The 15677-nt window shown below is 65.6% G+C and carries 14 protein-coding genes; 6 read left to right on the plus strand and 8 right to left on the minus strand.

Annotated elements, in window-relative coordinates; translation table 11 throughout:
* Positions 1-318 precede the first annotated feature (318 nt).
* Positions 319-1602 (plus strand): adenosylhomocysteinase, encoded by a 1284-nt coding sequence (locus ABEI27_RS02810; protein WP_375797887.1) that lies wholly within the window; start codon positions 319-321, stop codon positions 1600-1602.
* A 36-nt stretch (positions 1603-1638) separates the two neighbouring features.
* Here the strand turns inward: ABEI27_RS02810 and ABEI27_RS02815 are convergent, their stop codons facing one another.
* Entirely contained in the window at positions 1639-2061 is a 423-nt protein-coding gene (locus ABEI27_RS02815) for a GtrA family protein (protein WP_375797888.1), read from the minus strand.
* 2 nt (positions 2062-2063) lie between these two features.
* A complete protein-coding gene (locus ABEI27_RS02820) occupies positions 2064-3524 on the minus strand; it encodes a sulfatase (protein WP_375797889.1) in 1461 nt (486 codons plus the stop codon).
* 156 nt (positions 3525-3680) lie between these two features.
* On the opposite strand from ABEI27_RS02820, the gene hjc reads away from it, so the two are divergent.
* Positions 3681-4115 (plus strand): Holliday junction resolvase Hjc, encoded by a 435-nt coding sequence (hjc, locus tag ABEI27_RS02825; RefSeq protein ID WP_375797890.1) that lies wholly within the window; start codon positions 3681-3683, stop codon positions 4113-4115.
* 82 nt (positions 4116-4197) lie between these two features.
* The gene (locus ABEI27_RS02830) at positions 4198-4392 is read left to right on the plus strand and encodes a hypothetical protein (protein ID WP_375797891.1); all 195 of its coding nucleotides are present in this window, start codon (positions 4198-4200) and stop codon (positions 4390-4392) included.
* Positions 4393-4418: 26 nt separating this feature from the next.
* On the opposite strand, the gene ABEI27_RS02835 is transcribed toward ABEI27_RS02830, so the two are convergent.
* The gene (locus ABEI27_RS02835; RefSeq protein ID WP_375797940.1) at positions 4419-5606 is read right to left on the minus strand and encodes a DNA primase; all 1188 of its coding nucleotides are present in this window, start codon (positions 5604-5606) and stop codon (positions 4419-4421) included.
* Positions 5607-5712: 106 nt separating this feature from the next.
* Between ABEI27_RS02835 and ABEI27_RS02840 the strand changes: the two genes are divergently transcribed.
* Complete coding sequence (locus ABEI27_RS02840; protein ID WP_375797941.1) at positions 5713-6303, plus strand: hypothetical protein; 591 nt, start codon at positions 5713-5715, stop codon at positions 6301-6303.
* A gap of 31 nt (positions 6304-6334) precedes the next feature.
* Here the strand turns inward: ABEI27_RS02840 and ABEI27_RS02845 are convergent, their stop codons facing one another.
* Both ABEI27_RS02845 and ABEI27_RS02850 read right to left on the minus strand, forming a co-directional pair.
* Complete coding sequence (locus tag ABEI27_RS02845) at positions 6335-7078, minus strand: DNA polymerase sliding clamp (protein WP_375797892.1); 744 nt, start codon at positions 7076-7078, stop codon at positions 6335-6337.
* 128 nt (positions 7079-7206) lie between these two features.
* Positions 7207-9411: a DUF3488 and DUF4129 domain-containing transglutaminase family protein gene (locus ABEI27_RS02850; RefSeq protein ID WP_375797893.1), complete on the minus strand. Its 2205-nt coding sequence runs from the start codon at positions 9409-9411 to the stop codon at positions 7207-7209.
* Positions 9412-9870: 459 nt separating this feature from the next.
* Here ABEI27_RS02850 and ABEI27_RS02855 point away from each other — a divergent pair, with 459 nt between their 5' ends.
* Positions 9871-10647 (plus strand): 23S rRNA (uridine(2552)-2'-O)-methyltransferase, encoded by a 777-nt coding sequence (locus ABEI27_RS02855; RefSeq protein ID WP_375797894.1) that lies wholly within the window; start codon positions 9871-9873, stop codon positions 10645-10647.
* 79 nt (positions 10648-10726) lie between these two features.
* On the opposite strand, the gene ABEI27_RS02860 is transcribed toward ABEI27_RS02855, so the two are convergent.
* From ABEI27_RS02860 to ABEI27_RS02870, 3 genes are all read right to left on the minus strand, one after another.
* Positions 10727-11440 carry a queuosine precursor transporter gene (locus ABEI27_RS02860; RefSeq protein WP_375797895.1) on the minus strand — a complete coding sequence of 238 codons (714 nt, stop codon included), beginning with the start codon at positions 11438-11440 and terminating at the stop codon, positions 10727-10729.
* Entirely contained in the window at positions 11433-11609 is a 177-nt protein-coding gene (locus ABEI27_RS02865) for a ribbon-helix-helix domain-containing protein (RefSeq protein ID WP_375797896.1), read from the minus strand. Before ABEI27_RS02865 ends, ABEI27_RS02860 begins: the two co-directional genes overlap by 8 nt.
* A 120-nt stretch (positions 11610-11729) precedes the next feature.
* Positions 11730-13967, minus strand: coding sequence for a twin-arginine translocase subunit TatC (locus tag ABEI27_RS02870; protein ID WP_375797897.1), 2238 nt, complete (start codon positions 13965-13967; stop codon positions 11730-11732).
* A 156-nt stretch (positions 13968-14123) separates the two neighbouring features.
* Between ABEI27_RS02870 and ABEI27_RS02875 the strand changes: the two genes are divergently transcribed.
* Positions 14124-15638, plus strand: coding sequence for a twin-arginine translocase subunit TatC (locus ABEI27_RS02875; RefSeq protein WP_375797898.1), 1515 nt, complete (start codon positions 14124-14126; stop codon positions 15636-15638).
* Positions 15639-15677 lie beyond the last annotated feature (39 nt).

Genomic DNA, 15677 nt, shown 5'->3' on the forward strand with positions numbered 1-15677 from the left:
AGTCACCTTCCGCGGACCGTTTCCGCGCACGCCAGCGACCTCGTCACCCACACAGAGTGAATTGCCCGTCCGCCGCATCGATCCGGAAGGCCTCCTCGATCAGTGTGGCCCCGGCGGGTTCGCTCGTCTCGCAGTAGACAGCCGGTAGCGGGACGCACAAGTGACTTGGGAGGCTCCAGCGTCGAGATCACGAGGTGGGCGGTGCGAGCCCCACAGACATTTTTGTCCAGCGTTCTGCGAGGCGGATGTGAGATGTCTATCTGATAGACGAGGAGGGTGCTTCGGCAGGGTTTTCTTCCGCCTCCCGTTATCGAACGTATGAGCACGTACCCCCCGATCAGCGAGCACCTCAACGACTTCGAGGTCGCTCGCTCCGAGGGTCGTCGGAAGATGGACTGGGCGCTCCAGCATATGCCGATACTCCAGGAACTCCGCGAGCAGTTCCGCGAGGAACAGCCGCTGGCCGGAGAGACGCTCGGGATGGCGATGCACGTCGAGGCGAAGACGGCCAATCTCGTCGAACTGCTGGCGCTCGGCGGCGCGGACGTCGCGATCACCGGATGTAATCCGCTCTCCACCCACGACGACGTGAGCGCGGCGCTCGACGCAAACGACAACATCACCTCCTACGCCAAGCGCGGCGTCGACGACGAAGCGTACTACGCCGCCATCGAGTCCGTCGTCGCCCACGAGCCGACGATCACCGTCGACGACGGGATGGATATGGTCTACGCCATCCACGAGGAGTACCCCGAACTCATCGACACCATCGTTGGCGGCGCCGAGGAGACGACCACGGGCGTCCACCGCCTGCGCGCGATGGACGAAGACGGCGAGCTGGAATACCCGGTGTTCGCCGTCAACGACACGCCGATGAAGCGGCTCTTCGACAACGTCCACGGGACCGGTGAGTCTTCGCTGGCGACAATCGCGATGACGACGAATCTCTCGTTCGCAGGAAAGAATATCGTCGTCGCGGGCTACGGCTACTGCGGGCAGGGCGTCGCGAAGAAGGCGGCCGGACAGAACGCGAACGTCATCGTCACCGAGGTCGAACCGCGCCGGGCGCTGGAGGCGCATATGGAGGGCTACGACGTGATGCCGATGAATGAGGCCGCCGAAATCGGCGACGTGTTCATCACGACGACGGGCAACCGTGACATCGTCACTCACGAAGACTTCCAGGCGATGAAAGACGGCGTGCTCCTCGCAAACGCCGGTCACTTCGACATCGAGATCGACCTCGACGCGCTCTCGGACCTCGCGGTCGACGAGTACGAGGCCCGCGACGGCGTCCGTGCCTACGAGATGGACGACGGCCGTCGACTCAACGTCATCGCGGAGGGCCGACTGGTCAACCTCGCCGCGCCAGTCGCGCTCGGTCACCCCGCCGAGGTAATGGACCAATCGTTCGGTATCCAGGCCGTCTGCGTGCGTGAACTCGTCGAGAACGCTGCGGAGTACGACGCTGGCGTCCACCACGTCCCCGACGCGCTCGACCGCGAGGTCGCAGAGATCAAACTCGACGCTGAAGGAGTCGAGATCGACGCGCTGACAGACGCACAGGCCGAGTATATGGATAGCTGGAGCCACGGAACCTAATCCAGTCGGCTCCGCAGTCCGGCGCTACGTCTCGGGTTACTGTCCCCACGTCCACTTGGCGTCGAGCACGTAGCGGTAGATACCACTGAGCAGGATCGCGGCGGCGTTCGCGAGGAGATAGAAGATCGACAGCCACTCCACGAGTCCGTAGAGGATGCCGATCTGGATCGGAATCGCGGTCCCTCTGACGACGTTTGTCCGCACCAGCCCGTAGAAGAACTCCGCACCGGTATTCGGCGTCGCCTCGAACGTCCATGCGTTGTTCAGCACGTACGAGAGCACGATCGTAATCTCGATCGAAAAGAGCGCACCGACGAGATAGTAGAGACCGGAGATGTCGACGAACAGCCACAGCAGCAGCATCTGAACGCCCGAAGTGGCGGCGCCGACGATCACGAACCGGCGAAGTTGCAGCGCAAGCGGACCGCTATGGAGGTTGCGAAGAAAGCTCCGAAGCATCGTTACTTGTATCCGAGCGCCTCCAACCGCGCGTCGAGTCCCGCATCGATGTCTGTGTTGGGACCCTCAGCCCCCTCATTGCCGGCGACTCTGTCGTGTCCACGAAGCAGTTCGACGTGGGCGTCGACGAGCGGCCGGAACCGGTCGATTACTGCTCGCCCCGCGCTGTCGGCGTCGAGGTCGGCGGCCGTCAGATCCGTCTGCTGGTCGGGGTCGTCGGGCCGGCGGTACAGTTCCTCGGTCTCGCTGTCGATGTTCCGGATGTAAGTCCAATCGCAGTCACGAACGCTGATGAGCAGGTCGCCGTCGGACAGCGATCGGGGAATCGGCTGTGCGGTCACCTCCTCGCCCCGGACAGTGACCGAAACGACAGGATGGTCGAGGGGTGCATCGCCGTTCTGCACCGTCGGTGCCAGCGAGGATCCGGCCCAGGAGTCCGGGGCGTCGACGTTCAGGAGGGCAGCCACGGTCGGCGGCACGGCGTCGAGTCCGACTGGCCCCTCTACACGTCGACCCGGTGTCCCGGGGACGTCGACAATCAGCGGCACGCGGATCAGTTCGTCGTACAGTTTCGGGTAGTGTGCGAGATGCCCGTGCTCCTGGAACTCCTCGCCGTGGTCGCCCGCCACCACGACAGCCGTCTCGTCGTCAAAGCCGTTGGCCGAGAGCGATTCGAGCAGGCGGCCGACGCTGGCGTCGACCTGCCGCGCGGCGGCCTGATAGAGGGTCCGGAGGTCCGAGAGGGTGCGTTCACCGACCTCCCACCCCAGTCCCGTCCGCGTGTGGGCGTGGAGCATCCGGTGGGTGCCGACGCGGTTACCGGAGACCTCGCGAATGTAGCGCGGGGCGGGAACGTAGGGCGTGTGTGTATCCATATAGTGCACCCACAGGAAGAACGGTTCCTCGACCGTGTCCAGAAACGCCGCGGCGGCGTGTTCGACGTCGAACATCCGCGAGGTGTCCAGAAACGGCCGGTCGTCGACGTCACCCGCCAGCCGCGACCGGATCCGACGAAACGGCGACGTGGCGAGTTGGATCCACGCCTCGACGGTCGGGTGTGTAGCGAGATAACGGCTGTATATGCTGCCGCCGACGCTGGCGACGAACGGTTCGAACTCGTCGAAACCGTCGTCGTAGCCCCAGTGAGACGTCAGAAAGCCGTTAGCGGCGTTGAACCCCCCGGTCGCGACGCCGGCCTCCGAGAGCACGCTGGCGAGCGTCGGGACCGCGTCGACGCCGATTTCGCCCGAATCAGCGAAGACCGGGCGGGACGCCAGAATCGAAGGGAACGAGAAGGGCGTCCAGTTCCCGGTCGCGAAGGCCCGCTCGAACACTGTGCCCCGGTCGCCGAGACCGTCGATGACGGGAGTGTGTCGATCCGAGTCATACGCGCCGAGTGCGTCCGCTCGCAGTGAATCCACCGTGACGAGCACGACGTTCGAGACCGTAGTGTCTGCGTCCATAGGCCTTCCGTAGTATGGGGATCCCGGCGCGGCGACGGCTGTCGGGGAGCCCGTTATCAATCGAATCAAGGGTCGGTTCGGTATTTATACCCGTGGATTTCCGTGTCGGCATCGCGGGGTCGTCCGGTTTAAGACGCTCACTCACCGAGAGGGGGTATGTCCTCGAATCGGAAGGGTGACCGGCGCGAGCGGGAACTCGTCAATCGCCTCGACGAGGCCGGCTTCGCCGTGATGCGTGCGCCCGCGTCCGGCTCGGCGACGGAGCGGGAGTTGCCGGACGTACTGGCGGGAGACGGCGACACTTTCTACGCCATCGAGGCCAAATCCAGTTCCGGTCGCCCGATCTACCTCACCGGCGAGGAGGTCGAGGCGCTGATCTACTTCGCGCAGAACTTCGGCGCAAAGGCCCGCATCGGCGTCCGCTTCGACCGCGAGTCGTGGTACTTCTTCCACCCCGGCGACCTGCACGTGACCGATGGCGGTAACTACCGCGTGAAGAAGGAGACAGCGCTCGCGGAGGGCGAATCCTTCGAGTCGTTCGTCGGGGGCCCCGAACAGGCCCGCCTCACCGACGTCGAAGACGAGTCGTGATCGCGCCGCGGCCGAGGTGCGGCCGGAGGACCGCGAACTCGGCATCGAAGCGCTTTTAGAACGGCCACGGGAAGTCGGAGGTATGGATATCGACGCGGAGATGCGGCGAAAGATCGTCGTCTCTATCGTCTCTGTCGGCGTTTTCTTCGCCGTGTTCATCGGCATCGGCGCTACCTTCGGGCCCGACCTCGGAAGCACCGGCGGGCTGGCGCTCGTTGGATCGGTGGCGCTTTTCATTATCGTGATGGCGGCGACAGGCATCTTCCTCAGCGACTAATTCGCGTCAGTCCGACGTACCGTCCCTCAGTCTCCGCTCGCCGCGTCCCGCCAGTCTCGAACGTCGCCAGCCTCGCTCACTGCATCGGTGTAGTACGACAGCGGATGTGAAATCGTCTCACAGCGCTCGTCGGGGTCGACACAGGTTCCGTAGGACTGCATCGTCGTACAGGAGGGCGGCGGGAACTGGGTGCTGTCGGCGTCCGCGAGATACTCAACGCGGGCGCGGATCCGCTCGGTGGGTGAGCGGTCCTCGTCCGCCGAGCTGTCGTTCCCGGAGTCCCCGTCATCGTCGGGGCTGCTCTCGGCGACGTTTAGGAGTGTCACCACGTCCTCGCCGTCCATCCCGAACGCGACGAGGAAGGAGACAAGCGAGAACTCCGCGTGGGTCGACAGCGACTCCCCCTCCCTAGCTCGGCGGACCAGCGCTTTCATACACGGCGGGAACAGTGCCGGAACGACCGCCTCGACCTCCGTTTCACCGGCCGCATCGTGATCGTCGAGAAGCGATTTGAGCGCTGCGACGGTCGGCTCGAGCGCGTCCGCGATGGCGTCGCCGCCGTCGGTTCCGCGCACCTCGAACGGGAGCCCCGCTCCCACCCGGGCCTCGACGGCGGCCTCGAGGAGTCGATACAGGTGATCGGCGGCGACCCGGACCTCGCCGTCTGTGACTTCGCGGTTGACGAGTCGCCAGCGACTTCCCCAGCCGGAGTCGGCGAGGTCGAGGTACGGCCCCAGCGCGACCCAGTAGTGCGACGCGGATCGCCCGGTGGCCGTTCGGTCGCGGCGACCGCCCGGTCCGTCGCCTCGGTCCGGATGGACCGTTCCATCGAGGTCGAACTCGCGGAGAACCGTCTCCAACGAGGCTGTCCGCCGGCCCGCGGGGCCCTCGTCCGGTTCCGAGAAGTCAGCCCGGAACCGCTCGCGCGCGGTCGTCGCCTCCGCCGTCGCGTACTTGTCCACCGCAGCGGGCGTGTCAATCAGCGAGACGAGGATACGCGCAATCGGGTACGAGAGCAACTGTTCACGACGACTCCACCGTTCCGGTTCCTCGGCCGCGACGGTTCCGTTCATCAGTGCGCGTTCGACCCGCTCGCGGCCGCGTTCGACAGCGGGCGCGTCCTCGGCGATGAGTGCCGCCGGGGAGATGTCCGCCTCGCGAACGGCCTCGCGCGCCCCGTCGAAGAAGGGATAGCGGGCGTAGAGCGGGTCGATCGGCATCACCTGGTCGTTTCGAGCGCCGCCGAATAAACACGGCGGTCGGGGGAGAAACGGCGGAGACACCGTGGCACCTAAGAGCGCAGGCGGCGTTCTCGTGGCTGTGCCGCAGTTCGACTATCCGTGCCCCGACTGCCGGGCCACGAACAGCCTCCACGACGCCGGTTGCGAGTTCGAGGGGACGCCCTGGCCGGACGTCGAGAAGGCGTACACCGACGTCATCGCGGAGTTGTCGGCCGGTCCGCTCGAAGAGACGGCGCTTTACGACGCCGTCGATGGCGGGTGGGGGTCGCTCCACCGCGCGGCACTCGATCGCCTCCAGCGCGACGAGCGCGTCACGAAGCGCAACGACGTCCTCAGGCTTCGGACCGCCGCGGAGTTCCGCGAGCAGGTCTCCGAGCCGACCAGAGAACCGATGCGGATCATATACGCCAAGGGGAGCGTCCCCGGCTGCCACGACAACGCGGTGTTCGCGATGATCGCGTGGTACGAGATGGTCGGGCTCTCGTGGTCGGAGACGAGAGCGAACGTGATCGAATGGCTCGAAGAGAGCGGTGCGTGGGCTCGCGGCGGCTTCGAGGAGTCGTCGCCCGGGGCGCTCGTTGACGCGAAGCGTCACGTCTACGAGGCGGGGTACGGGTGGAAGGAGAAAGCCGAGGCGGCAAAGCGCGTCATCGATCGCCACCGCGGGTGAGCGGTCGAGTCGGTGCCGGCTGCCAGGACGCTTACTCGCTCTGGATACGCGGCGCGAGCATATACGTGACGTTGCCCTGCCCTTCGGCGACCGCGTAGTGGATCTTCACCGGGAACTCCTCGCCAAGTTCGATTGTCACCTCGGCGTCTTTCGGGATCGCCTTGTTCATATCCTTCAGGTAGTCAAGCGAGAACAGCGAGTCGGCCGACCCGGCGGTGAGCGCGATCAGGTCCCCGGCTTCGAGTTCGAAGTCGACGTCGTCGGTGTCTCCCTCGGCCTCGATGTGGAAGGCCTCCTCGGCGGCGTCGACCCGGAGGCGGACGTGATCGGAGACCATATCGGCGGCCTTGATCCCGCGGTCCAGTTGAGCGCCTTCGAGAACGATCTCTGCGGAGAGGTCCAGATCCGGGATGTCTGGCTCCTGGCGGATCGAGTCGGGATCGATGAGCGCCAGCGTCGAGGAGAGGCCGTCCATCCGGATGTTGAGCTTCCGCGTCTCCTCGTCGAGTTCGAGTTCGACCAGTTCGTCACCCGAGGCCATCCCGACGAAGTCTTCGAGTTTCGCGAGGTTGACACCGATGACGCCCCCGTCAGCCTCGTAGGATTCGAACGCGGCCGCATCGAGCGAAAGATCCACCATCCCGACGTTCGCAGGGTCCACCGCGCGAATCGACAGTTCGTCCTCGTTCAGTCGGATCTTGCACTCGTCGACCAGCACGCTCACGGAATCGAGTGCGTCCTGGAGCGTGGACGCGCCCACGATGGCCTTGAACATATGCGCGCAGGTACGACAGCGGGCTTAAAAATACTCCTGATTCTTCTTCACGCGCGCGATGCACCTCGGGGGGATCCGGGTGTCGTATCGGGTCCGGAGGGAACCCGCAGGTGCAGTCTTGGCGCGGACTATCGGTTCGTCTCGGTACGCAGTTTCGGCAGTAGAGAGTCTTCACGACCGATCTGCGTCGCGATCTCGCGCGCTTCGTCAGCACGCTGTCGCGAGACGTCTCCTCTGTACACTGCGTGTTCGTAGAGGTCGACCAGGCGGTCCAAGCGGTCGTCCTGCGTGCCGCGCTGCTGGACGGCTGCGACGTACTCTCGGCGGGTTTCCCCGTCCCGTCGCGAACGATACTGCCGTGCGAGGACGGCCTCGACCCGGTCAAACGCCCGTTCGACATCCTGTCGAGGCGAGCCCGTGGGAGGTTGCCAGTAGCGATCGACGGCCCGGCGACCGCGCTGCAGGAGGCCGAACTTCGACGCACCGAGAGCCAGACCGGCGGCTCCCGCCACGAGCGCCAGTCCATTGGGACCGGAGAGGTCTGCGAGGAGCGAGCGTCGAGTGACGGCGGACTCCGACTCGGGATCGGTCAACGAGTCGGGGGTAACTGCGCCCGCGTCAACCGTGACCGTGCCCCGGCGCTCGTCGACCTGGCTCTGGTTCGAGGATGGGGTCGCCGGGGGTGCGCCGGTGGAGCCGTTGGCCGCCGGTGGAGCCGTCGCGTTGTCTGGCGTTGCGGCCGTCGATCGTGCCGCACTGAGGCGCGTGCGAGCAGTGTCGACGCCGGTCAGGTTCGACTGCCGGACCGTCTGCAACCGACGCCGTCGGACCGCTTGCCGTGGCGCGCTGGGCGTCGGATCGAACGACACCCACCCGATTTCGGGGAAGTAGACCTCCACCCACGCGTGGGAGTTGAAGCCGCGAACCACCCACTCGGTGTCGCTCACCGGCTGGCCCGTCGAATACCCCACGGCGAACCGCGCGGGGACGTCGAGCGTCCTGAGCATAACCGTCATCGCCGTCGCGAAGTAGACGCAGTAGCCGCGGTCCATCCGGAAGACGAACGCGTCCGCGACGTTCCCATCCGGACGATTGACGTCGAGCGAGTACTCCCGGTTGTTCTCGAGCCACTGCTCGACTGTCACCGTCTTCTCGAACGCCGTCTCGGTGTCCGCGGTGAGTTCGGCCGCGAGTCGTCCGATACGGGCCGGCGTGCTGGCCGGGAGTTCGAGGTAGCGCTCGCGGATCGCGTCGGGGATCGATCCCGTGGCCTCTCGGAGCGCGGCGGCGTCCCGGACCGGCCGTTCGCTCGTGACCGAGTACGACTCCCCCGCGTCGAACGGCTGCCCCGGTTGGAGGCTGCCCAGGTCCGTGACGCGCGTTCGGGCGGCGACGTCGGACCCGACGCTGACCGGGTTCCAGGCGGCCGGCATCGTCTCGACCGACGCCTCGGCCACGAAGGTCTGCTCGATGTTCTCGGTCTTGCCGGGAGGCGACCCCAGCGAGCCATCGTAGTCGTTGGAATCGCCCGAGCGGACCCAGCCGTCGCCAGTAAATCGGTCGTAGGCGGCGGCGTGCCAGAGCGCGGCGCGATCCGCCGTCACGGTGAACCGGACCGTCGACGAGAGAGAGATCGACCCCTGGATGTCGATCCGACCCGGTGCGTCGTGGAGACTTCCTTCGATCGTCGCGGCCCCGGACGGTCCCGATTCGCTGGAGAACGACGCGTCGCCGGCCGGCGAGAACACCTCGGCGGTGACGGGGCGAGCCAACCGTGCGAACACGACGGCGGCGGCCAGCACGATTCCGAGGTCGCGGATCTCGCTCCACGACGCTCTCGAGCGATCGAGCGTCCCAAAGCCCAGCACCGCGAGTGCGCTTGTGACGCCACAGAGCGCGACGGCACGACTGGCATCGCCGGTGATGAGGAAGAACCCGAGCGTGAGTCCGCCAACCCAGGCACCGAAAGCGTACTTCCGCCGAAGCAGGAGATACCACGTGACGAAGACCGGGGCGGGAGCGATCCCGATCGCCCAGAGGTCGGCGCGGACGATCCGCAGCAGGGTGAGGTCGCCGAAGACCAGAGCAGCGAGGTCCCGCAGGACGCGGAGAGACGTGACTGCGGCGGACGTGTTCGGCAGTGAGAGGAGATGTCCACTGACTCCGAGTGCGAGCAAGAGGCCGCCCACCCCGAGTCCGGTCCTGAGCGGGAGGGTCCGCGCCGCCGTCGCACCGACGAACGCGAGCAGGGCGGCGACAGTCAACCACTCGGTCCCCCCGACGACGTTCGTGATCTCATATAGAACGGAGAGCCCGGAGCCGAGAAGCCCCACACCAGCCAGTAACGCCAGTGCTCGAGGCCACTCGGGTCGGGCGGCCACGAGCGTCCGGTATCGTAAGCGTAGCGTTCTCGGGAGACGGGGGACTCTCATAGGGGTCAGCGACGTCGACAAAGCGTACCATAGGACAGTGAGAGAGTAAAGATTGTGACCGTCAGAACAGAGCGTTCGCGGCCGCCGTGGCGATGACCCCGCGACGAGCGTTCAGTGCCTCTCTCGTGTCGGGTGATCAGTGACACAGATATAGTAGCGTTTGCAACTGATTACACAGCCGATCGCACGTAGCCGTGCGATCGAGTGAGCAAAGACTTGCAAACGCTACTATCACAAGCCGGGACCGCTACAGACACCATCCGATGTACCTTTCCGGTTCGACGGCGTCCAGTGATGTATGAACGCGAATTCGCTGGCAGTTTTCGGGGAGAATATGTCAAGGAATTTGGTGAGGTATGTATGACAGGTCGGGACGAGTACTACAACAGGGCCAAACAGGAGGGCTACCGCGCCCGTTCGGCATACAAACTGAAACAACTGGACGAGAAAACCGGTCTGTTCGGTCCCGGTAACACCGTCGTCGACCTGGGCGCGGCCCCCGGCGGCTGGCTTCAGGTCGCCAGCGAGGCGGTCGGCGAACAGGGGACTGTCCTCGGCGTCGACTTCCAGCGGATCCGGGACCTCGACGTGGTGAACGTCGAGACGATCCGCGGCGATATGACCGACGAGGAGACGAAGGCCGAACTCCGCAAGCGGGTCGGCGAGGACGGAGCCGACGTGGTTATCTCGGATATGGCTCCGAATATGACGGGCGAGTACTCCGTCGATCACGCGCGCTCGGTGCACCTCGCGCGACAGGCGCTGGAGGTAGCCATGGAGTTGCTACCGGCCGGCGGCGACTTCGTTGCGAAGGTGTTCGACGGGCAGGACCTCGACGGCCTGAAAGCCGACGTCGACGACGAGTTCGAGTACGTCCGCTCGGTCCGCCCCGAGGCCTCGCGGGATTCTTCCTCCGAACTGTATCTCGTCGGGAAGCACCGCATCACGGCCCCGGTTTCGGAGGGCGACGAACGGGACGTTGTCGTCGACGACGTCGGCAGCGAGGGCGACGGCGTCGTGAAACTCGACGGGTACACGCTGTTCGTCCCCGAAGTGGAGACGGGCGATTCGATCCGAATCCGTATCACGGACGTCAAATCGAACTACGGGTTCGCCGAGATCGTCGACGGCGAGTAGTGCAGCCAGTTACCTGAATCAAGGCGTCAAAGCCCCTTCCGCAACGAGCGGGCGGAGCGAGCGAGTAGGGAGGGGGAGTTCACTTGGCGGCCCAGGCGTCCTCGCCGCTCGAAATCTGTGAGCCGCCGAGCGCGCCGACGACGGCGTAGACGAACGGGGTATCGACCAGCGCGATGAGCAGTTTCAACAGATACTGCCCGGCGATCAGCGAGAGCACGACCGAAACGGGGAGCGGATTTCCGAGGCCGAGCACGCGCGGCGCGACGTAGAACGCGACGGTGACAAAGAGGACCGTGTCGATCGCCTGGCTCGTGGCCGTTGAGGCGACGTTGCGGAGCCACAGCATCGACTCGCCGGTGGCGTCGCGGATCCGGTGGAAAACGAGGACGTCCCAGTTCTGACTCACGATGTACGCCAGCAGACTCCCGAGGACGACGTTCGTGCCCGGGGCGAGCACCGCGCGGTACTGCGAAGCGGCCTCCGGATTCGCCGCAGGCGCGAGGATCGTGCTCCACACCAGCGCCAGGAGGACGAAGTTCATCACGAATCCCACGTTGACCATCACTTGCGCGGCGCGGCGCCCGTACAGTTCAGAGTAACAGTCCGAGGCGAAGAACGTCAGCGCGTACGCCAGCGCGGCCCCGGGCAGAATGATCGTTGCCCCGGTCACGGGCAACTCGACGGGGAGCCCGAAGGCCAGGAGTTTCGAGGCCGTCAGTTGCGCCGTCGTCAGCGCCGTCACGAACAGCGCGACGAGTGCCGCAGAGCCGACTTGGCTTCGCGTCTCACTCATTTTCGTCCAGGCGGCCGTGCCGAGAATCTATCTGATCGAGGAGGTCCAGTGTCTTCCGTATCGACGCCCGGACGGCATCGCTCCGGTTCACGAACTTGCCGTCGTCGCCGACGTGCTCGTCGAGATCAGCGAGAAGCTCTTCGGGGATCTCGACGCTTATCTTGGGCATACTCAAAGATTATCTCGAGAATATTTAGATATTGGCTCTCGCCGCTGGGTGTGCGATGACTCCGCACAGCCAGGGTTGAGAGCGGCGGGTCGCAGACGGATCCCGGTCTGCAGAGGGTCGTCAGATCTCGGCACCGCGCGACGGCGCGAGGTCCCGACGGCCGCCGAGCGTAATCACGAACAGGACCCCGAGTCCGATCGTGTACGCGGCCATCAGCGGGATCGTCACCAGGAACATCGTGAGGATGTCCGCCGGTGTGAACACCGCCGCGATCGCGAGGATGCCGACGGTCACCTCGCGCCAGCGGCCTCGCATCCGCTCGTAGCCGATCCCCGCGCTGTTGAGCAGGATCATCAGGATCGGCACGTCGGCCAGGAGACCGATGCCGGCGGTCGTGAAGAAGATGAGCCAGAAGAAGTTGGTGATGCGGTAGGCGATCACCATATTCGCTCGGACGGTGTCGTTGACGAGCCAGGAGATGACCGACGGCGCGATGGTGGTGTAGCCGAGTACGAACCCGCCGAGCAGGCCTGCCACGAGCGCACCGGTCCACACGAAGACGGCTCGGCGGCGTTGACGGATGATGTTCCGCTCTCTGAGCGCCGGCCAGGCGTAGTACGCCACGAGCGGCAGCGTCACGAGCGCTGCGATGATCGTCGAGAACTTCACCTCGAAGACGAGCGCCTCCATCGGGTGCAGCGCGACGACGTTGAGGACTTCCTCGGGCGTCACCTGTGCGGGTAGTCGGCGGAGGAAGTCCTCGTAGACACGCTTGATCCCGCCGGTGTAGAGCCAGCCGAACGTGAGTGCCAGCACGGTCATAAAGACGGCCACGATGCGGAACGCGTTCGACGTGACCGAGTCGAGGATGAACCGGAGGTCGGTGTAGTACCCTTCGATCTCGCCTTCGTCGCTCCCGTCGTCCCCGTCTCCGAGGTCGGCGGCCGCCTCCGCATCGGCGGCATCGTCGTCGGTGAACTCCTCGAAGAACGTGCTGCCGGCCCGGCGGGCCCGGTCGCTGATCGATCCGCCGCCAGCGGTGTCGGTGCCAGCGGCGGCGGCGTCAGATGCGGTTGCCGCCCCCTCGGTCGCGTCGACGGAACCGCCGTCGGCGTCGAAGCGGTCGACGATGGCCTGGGCTTTCGCTTTGTCGCCCGCATCCAGCGCATCACCCGCAGCGTCCATTGCCTCGTCTTCGTCCAGCGCGCCGAATACTTCCGGCGGCGCGGCCCGGACCCCGGCGGCGTCGAGGTCAGCCAGATCGATTGCGGCAGGGTCACCGACGCCGGCCTCGACGACGGCGAGGTCGTCGAGGTCACGGTAGACGAAGTAGCCGATCGCTACGACCGCGGCCAGGATCGCCGCGAAGAGGACGTACGCGCCGAGAATGACGAACGACGACGGCGCGTACACGGAGTAGTTGCTCCCGATCACGGCCAGTCCGTCGTTGAAGAGTTCGATGCCGCCGCGCTCGAAGAACGCGTAGGTCGCGAGCGCGCCGACGATGCCCACACCGGCGACGGCGTTCCAGTGGGCTCGAGCGGTGCCGACGACGTCCATCCGTTCGCTCCCCCGCCGCGCGACGGTGACGACCTTCGCGAGATAGAGGCTGAAGCCGTAGAGCGCCATCACCGGGATCGCCCACATAATCTGGGTGAACGGGTCCGGCGGCGTGAACAGGGCGCCGACGGCGAAGACGCCGACGACGGCGTGCCGCCACTTGTCCCGGAACGTCTCGTAGGGAACGATCTCCGCGTACGAGAGCGCGGTCATCACGAGCGGGAGTTGGCTCGCAAGCCCGAACGAGACGGTGAGCAGGAAAATGAACTGCGCCCACTTGACGATCGAGTACGTCGGCGCGAAGCCGGCGGCGATGGCGTTCCGTGCGAGGAACGAGAACGTGAACGGGAAAAAGACGTAGTAGCCGTAGCCGATGCCGAGCCCGAAGAGCAGCGCCATTCCGGCGACGACGAGTGCGCCCTTCCAGATCGGGATCGACGCAGACGGCCACAGTCCGCGCTCGATGAGTGCGTCTTTCGCGAAGTAGAGGAAAATCGGCAGCGCGAGGAGGATGCCGACGACGAGGCCGATCTTCGCCTGCAGGAGGATCACGTCGAACGGCGTCTGCGCGATAATCGAGACTTCGCCGCTCACCTGCGACGACATCTGCGCGCGAGTGACTCCCTTGAAGAAATCCCAAATGAAGAGCCGGAGAGCGTAGAAGGAGCCGAGAAATCCGATCAGGAAGACGATGAATACCTTCTGGAGGTCCTTCTGCGCGGCTCGAAGCATCGCGCCGGCGGTCTCACGACCGGCGTCGAGCGTCTCTCTGGTATCGTCGTCGAGCGCGCTGGACATAGGTAACGTGAACTGGCTCGCAGTTATCAATCTTTTCGACACGACCGCTCGCTGTCGGCGAAGCCGGTGGTCCGGCCCCCGTCGGCGGATCAGCCGAACGCGCCAGCGAGACGATGCGGAAAGGCCTATAAGAACCCGGAGGCGAACGTCAGGTGAATGGCCGACGACTCGGAGGACGCAGATCGGACGCCCGACGACGCGCCTGCGTCCAGCGCTCCTGAGTCCGACGCGGAGCAGTCCGAGCCAGAGCAGACGGACGCCAAACCGAACGGAGCCGAGACGGGCACGGCAGACTCGACGTCCGAGCAGCCGTCGTCCGGGGACGAGCCCATCGAGGTCGACTCGTCCGCTGGCGACACCGATAGCGACGCGTCACCCGAGTCAGCGGACGAGAGCCGAACCGGTGACGAGTCGCCCGCAACTGAGGGATCGCCGTCGGATTCGACGGATGACACCGAGGCCGATTCGGAGCAGCCGGACGTCTCAGACGGTGACTCCGAATCCGGCGACGAGGCGACGACTGACGCCAACGACGAGACCGAATCGGTGCAGGCGCCCCGAGCGGAGGCTTGCGAGGCCACTGCAGTCGACGTGGAGTTCGGCGACATCGACCCCGACGTCCTGGCAGGGACTGACGACGACTCGCCGGCTGACGGCGAAAGCGACCCGGCGGCGGACGACGACCGCACCGACGAGAAGCCGGCGACCGAGGGACTCGATCCGGCTCCGACGGGCGTCGACGTCACTGAGGCGGCCGACGCCCCGGCTGTCGACGCCGGTCCGGAGACGGGCGGCGACGTCGTGACCGGGACGGACGGCGGCGCGTCGATGGGTGCCGGCGGTGCCGGCGAGGTCGGCGTCAACGACCCGATGATCGACGATGGAATCGTCTCTGAGGGCCCCGAGAGCGACGAGGAAATGCCATTGGCGGCGCACATCGAGGAGATGATCCGCCGGCTGGCGGTCGTCCTCGGCATCGGCGGTCTCGTGACGCTGCTGTTGTACCCCGGTGCGGACCTCGTCAACTCCGCGTTCGGGGTCGACCTCGTCAGTTCGACGCAGGTCATCGACTTCCTGTGGAACAAGCACATCCCCGGCGCGCCGGAGATGGTCGACCGGCGACCCCGCGTGTACGGCCCGCTCGAACTGGTGTTGACCGAGCTGAAAGTCGCCGCCCTCGGCGGCCTCGTCGTCGGATTACCCGCGTTCGTCTACGAGACGTATCTGTTTATGCGGCCGGGGCTGTATGAAAAAGAGCGCCGGTACTATCTCGCGGCAGTCCCGACAAGTCTGATCCTCGCTTTCATCGGCATCTCGTTCGCGCACTTCATCGTCCTGCCGGCGATTTTCGCGTACTTCACCTCCTACACCACCGGGACGGCACTGGTGGCGTTCGGGCTGAAGGAGACGTTCAATCTCATCCTCATCCTGATGGGCTATAACGCCATCATCTTCCAGATTCCACTTTTCGTGATGCTGGCGATTATGATGAATCTCGTCACGCGGCAGTGGATGGTCGACCGGCGGCTGCTCTTCTGGGGGACGTTCCTCGGACTGGCGTTCCTCGTCAGCCCCGACCCGACGGGGATGGCTCCGATCATCATCGCGTTGACGATGATCGTCCTCTTCGAGGGGACCCTCCTGGCGCTGCGGTGGACGGGTACCGAGTAACCGGTGGGGAGGCTGTCCCGTACGGAAGGCGAGTGATCC

Origin of the sequence: Halobellus sp. (genome assembly GCF_042218505.1) — an archaeon.
Taxonomy (GTDB): Archaea; Halobacteriota; Halobacteria; order Halobacteriales; family Haloferacaceae; genus Haloquadratum.

Bases quoted from the DNA above. Each gene is read 5' to 3' on its own strand.
- ABEI27_RS02855 (WP_375797894.1), top strand. From the start codon at position 9,871: ATGACAGGTCGGGACGAGTACTACAACAGGGCCAAACAGGAGGGCTAC.
- ABEI27_RS02830 (WP_375797891.1), top strand. From the start codon at position 4,198: ATGGATATCGACGCGGAGATGCGGCGAAAGATCGTCGTCTCTATCGTC.
- ABEI27_RS02860 (WP_375797895.1), bottom strand. From the start codon at position 11,440: ATGAGTGAGACGCGAAGCCAAGTCGGCTCTGCGGCACTCGTCGCGCTG.
- ABEI27_RS02875 (WP_375797898.1), top strand. From the start codon at position 14,124: ATGGCCGACGACTCGGAGGACGCAGATCGGACGCCCGACGACGCGCCT.
- ABEI27_RS02820 (WP_375797889.1), bottom strand. From the start codon at position 3,524: ATGGACGCAGACACTACGGTCTCGAACGTCGTGCTCGTCACGGTGGAT.
- ABEI27_RS02870 (WP_375797897.1), bottom strand. From the start codon at position 13,967: ATGTCCAGCGCGCTCGACGACGATACCAGAGAGACGCTCGACGCCGGT.
- ABEI27_RS02865 (WP_375797896.1), bottom strand. From the start codon at position 11,609: ATGCCCAAGATAAGCGTCGAGATCCCCGAAGAGCTTCTCGCTGATCTC.
- hjc (WP_375797890.1), top strand. From the start codon at position 3,681: ATGTCCTCGAATCGGAAGGGTGACCGGCGCGAGCGGGAACTCGTCAAT.
- ABEI27_RS02815 (WP_375797888.1), bottom strand. From the start codon at position 2,061: ATGCTTCGGAGCTTTCTTCGCAACCTCCATAGCGGTCCGCTTGCGCTG.
- ABEI27_RS02810 (WP_375797887.1), top strand. From the start codon at position 319: ATGAGCACGTACCCCCCGATCAGCGAGCACCTCAACGACTTCGAGGTC.
- ABEI27_RS02845 (WP_375797892.1), bottom strand. From the start codon at position 7,078: ATGTTCAAGGCCATCGTGGGCGCGTCCACGCTCCAGGACGCACTCGAT.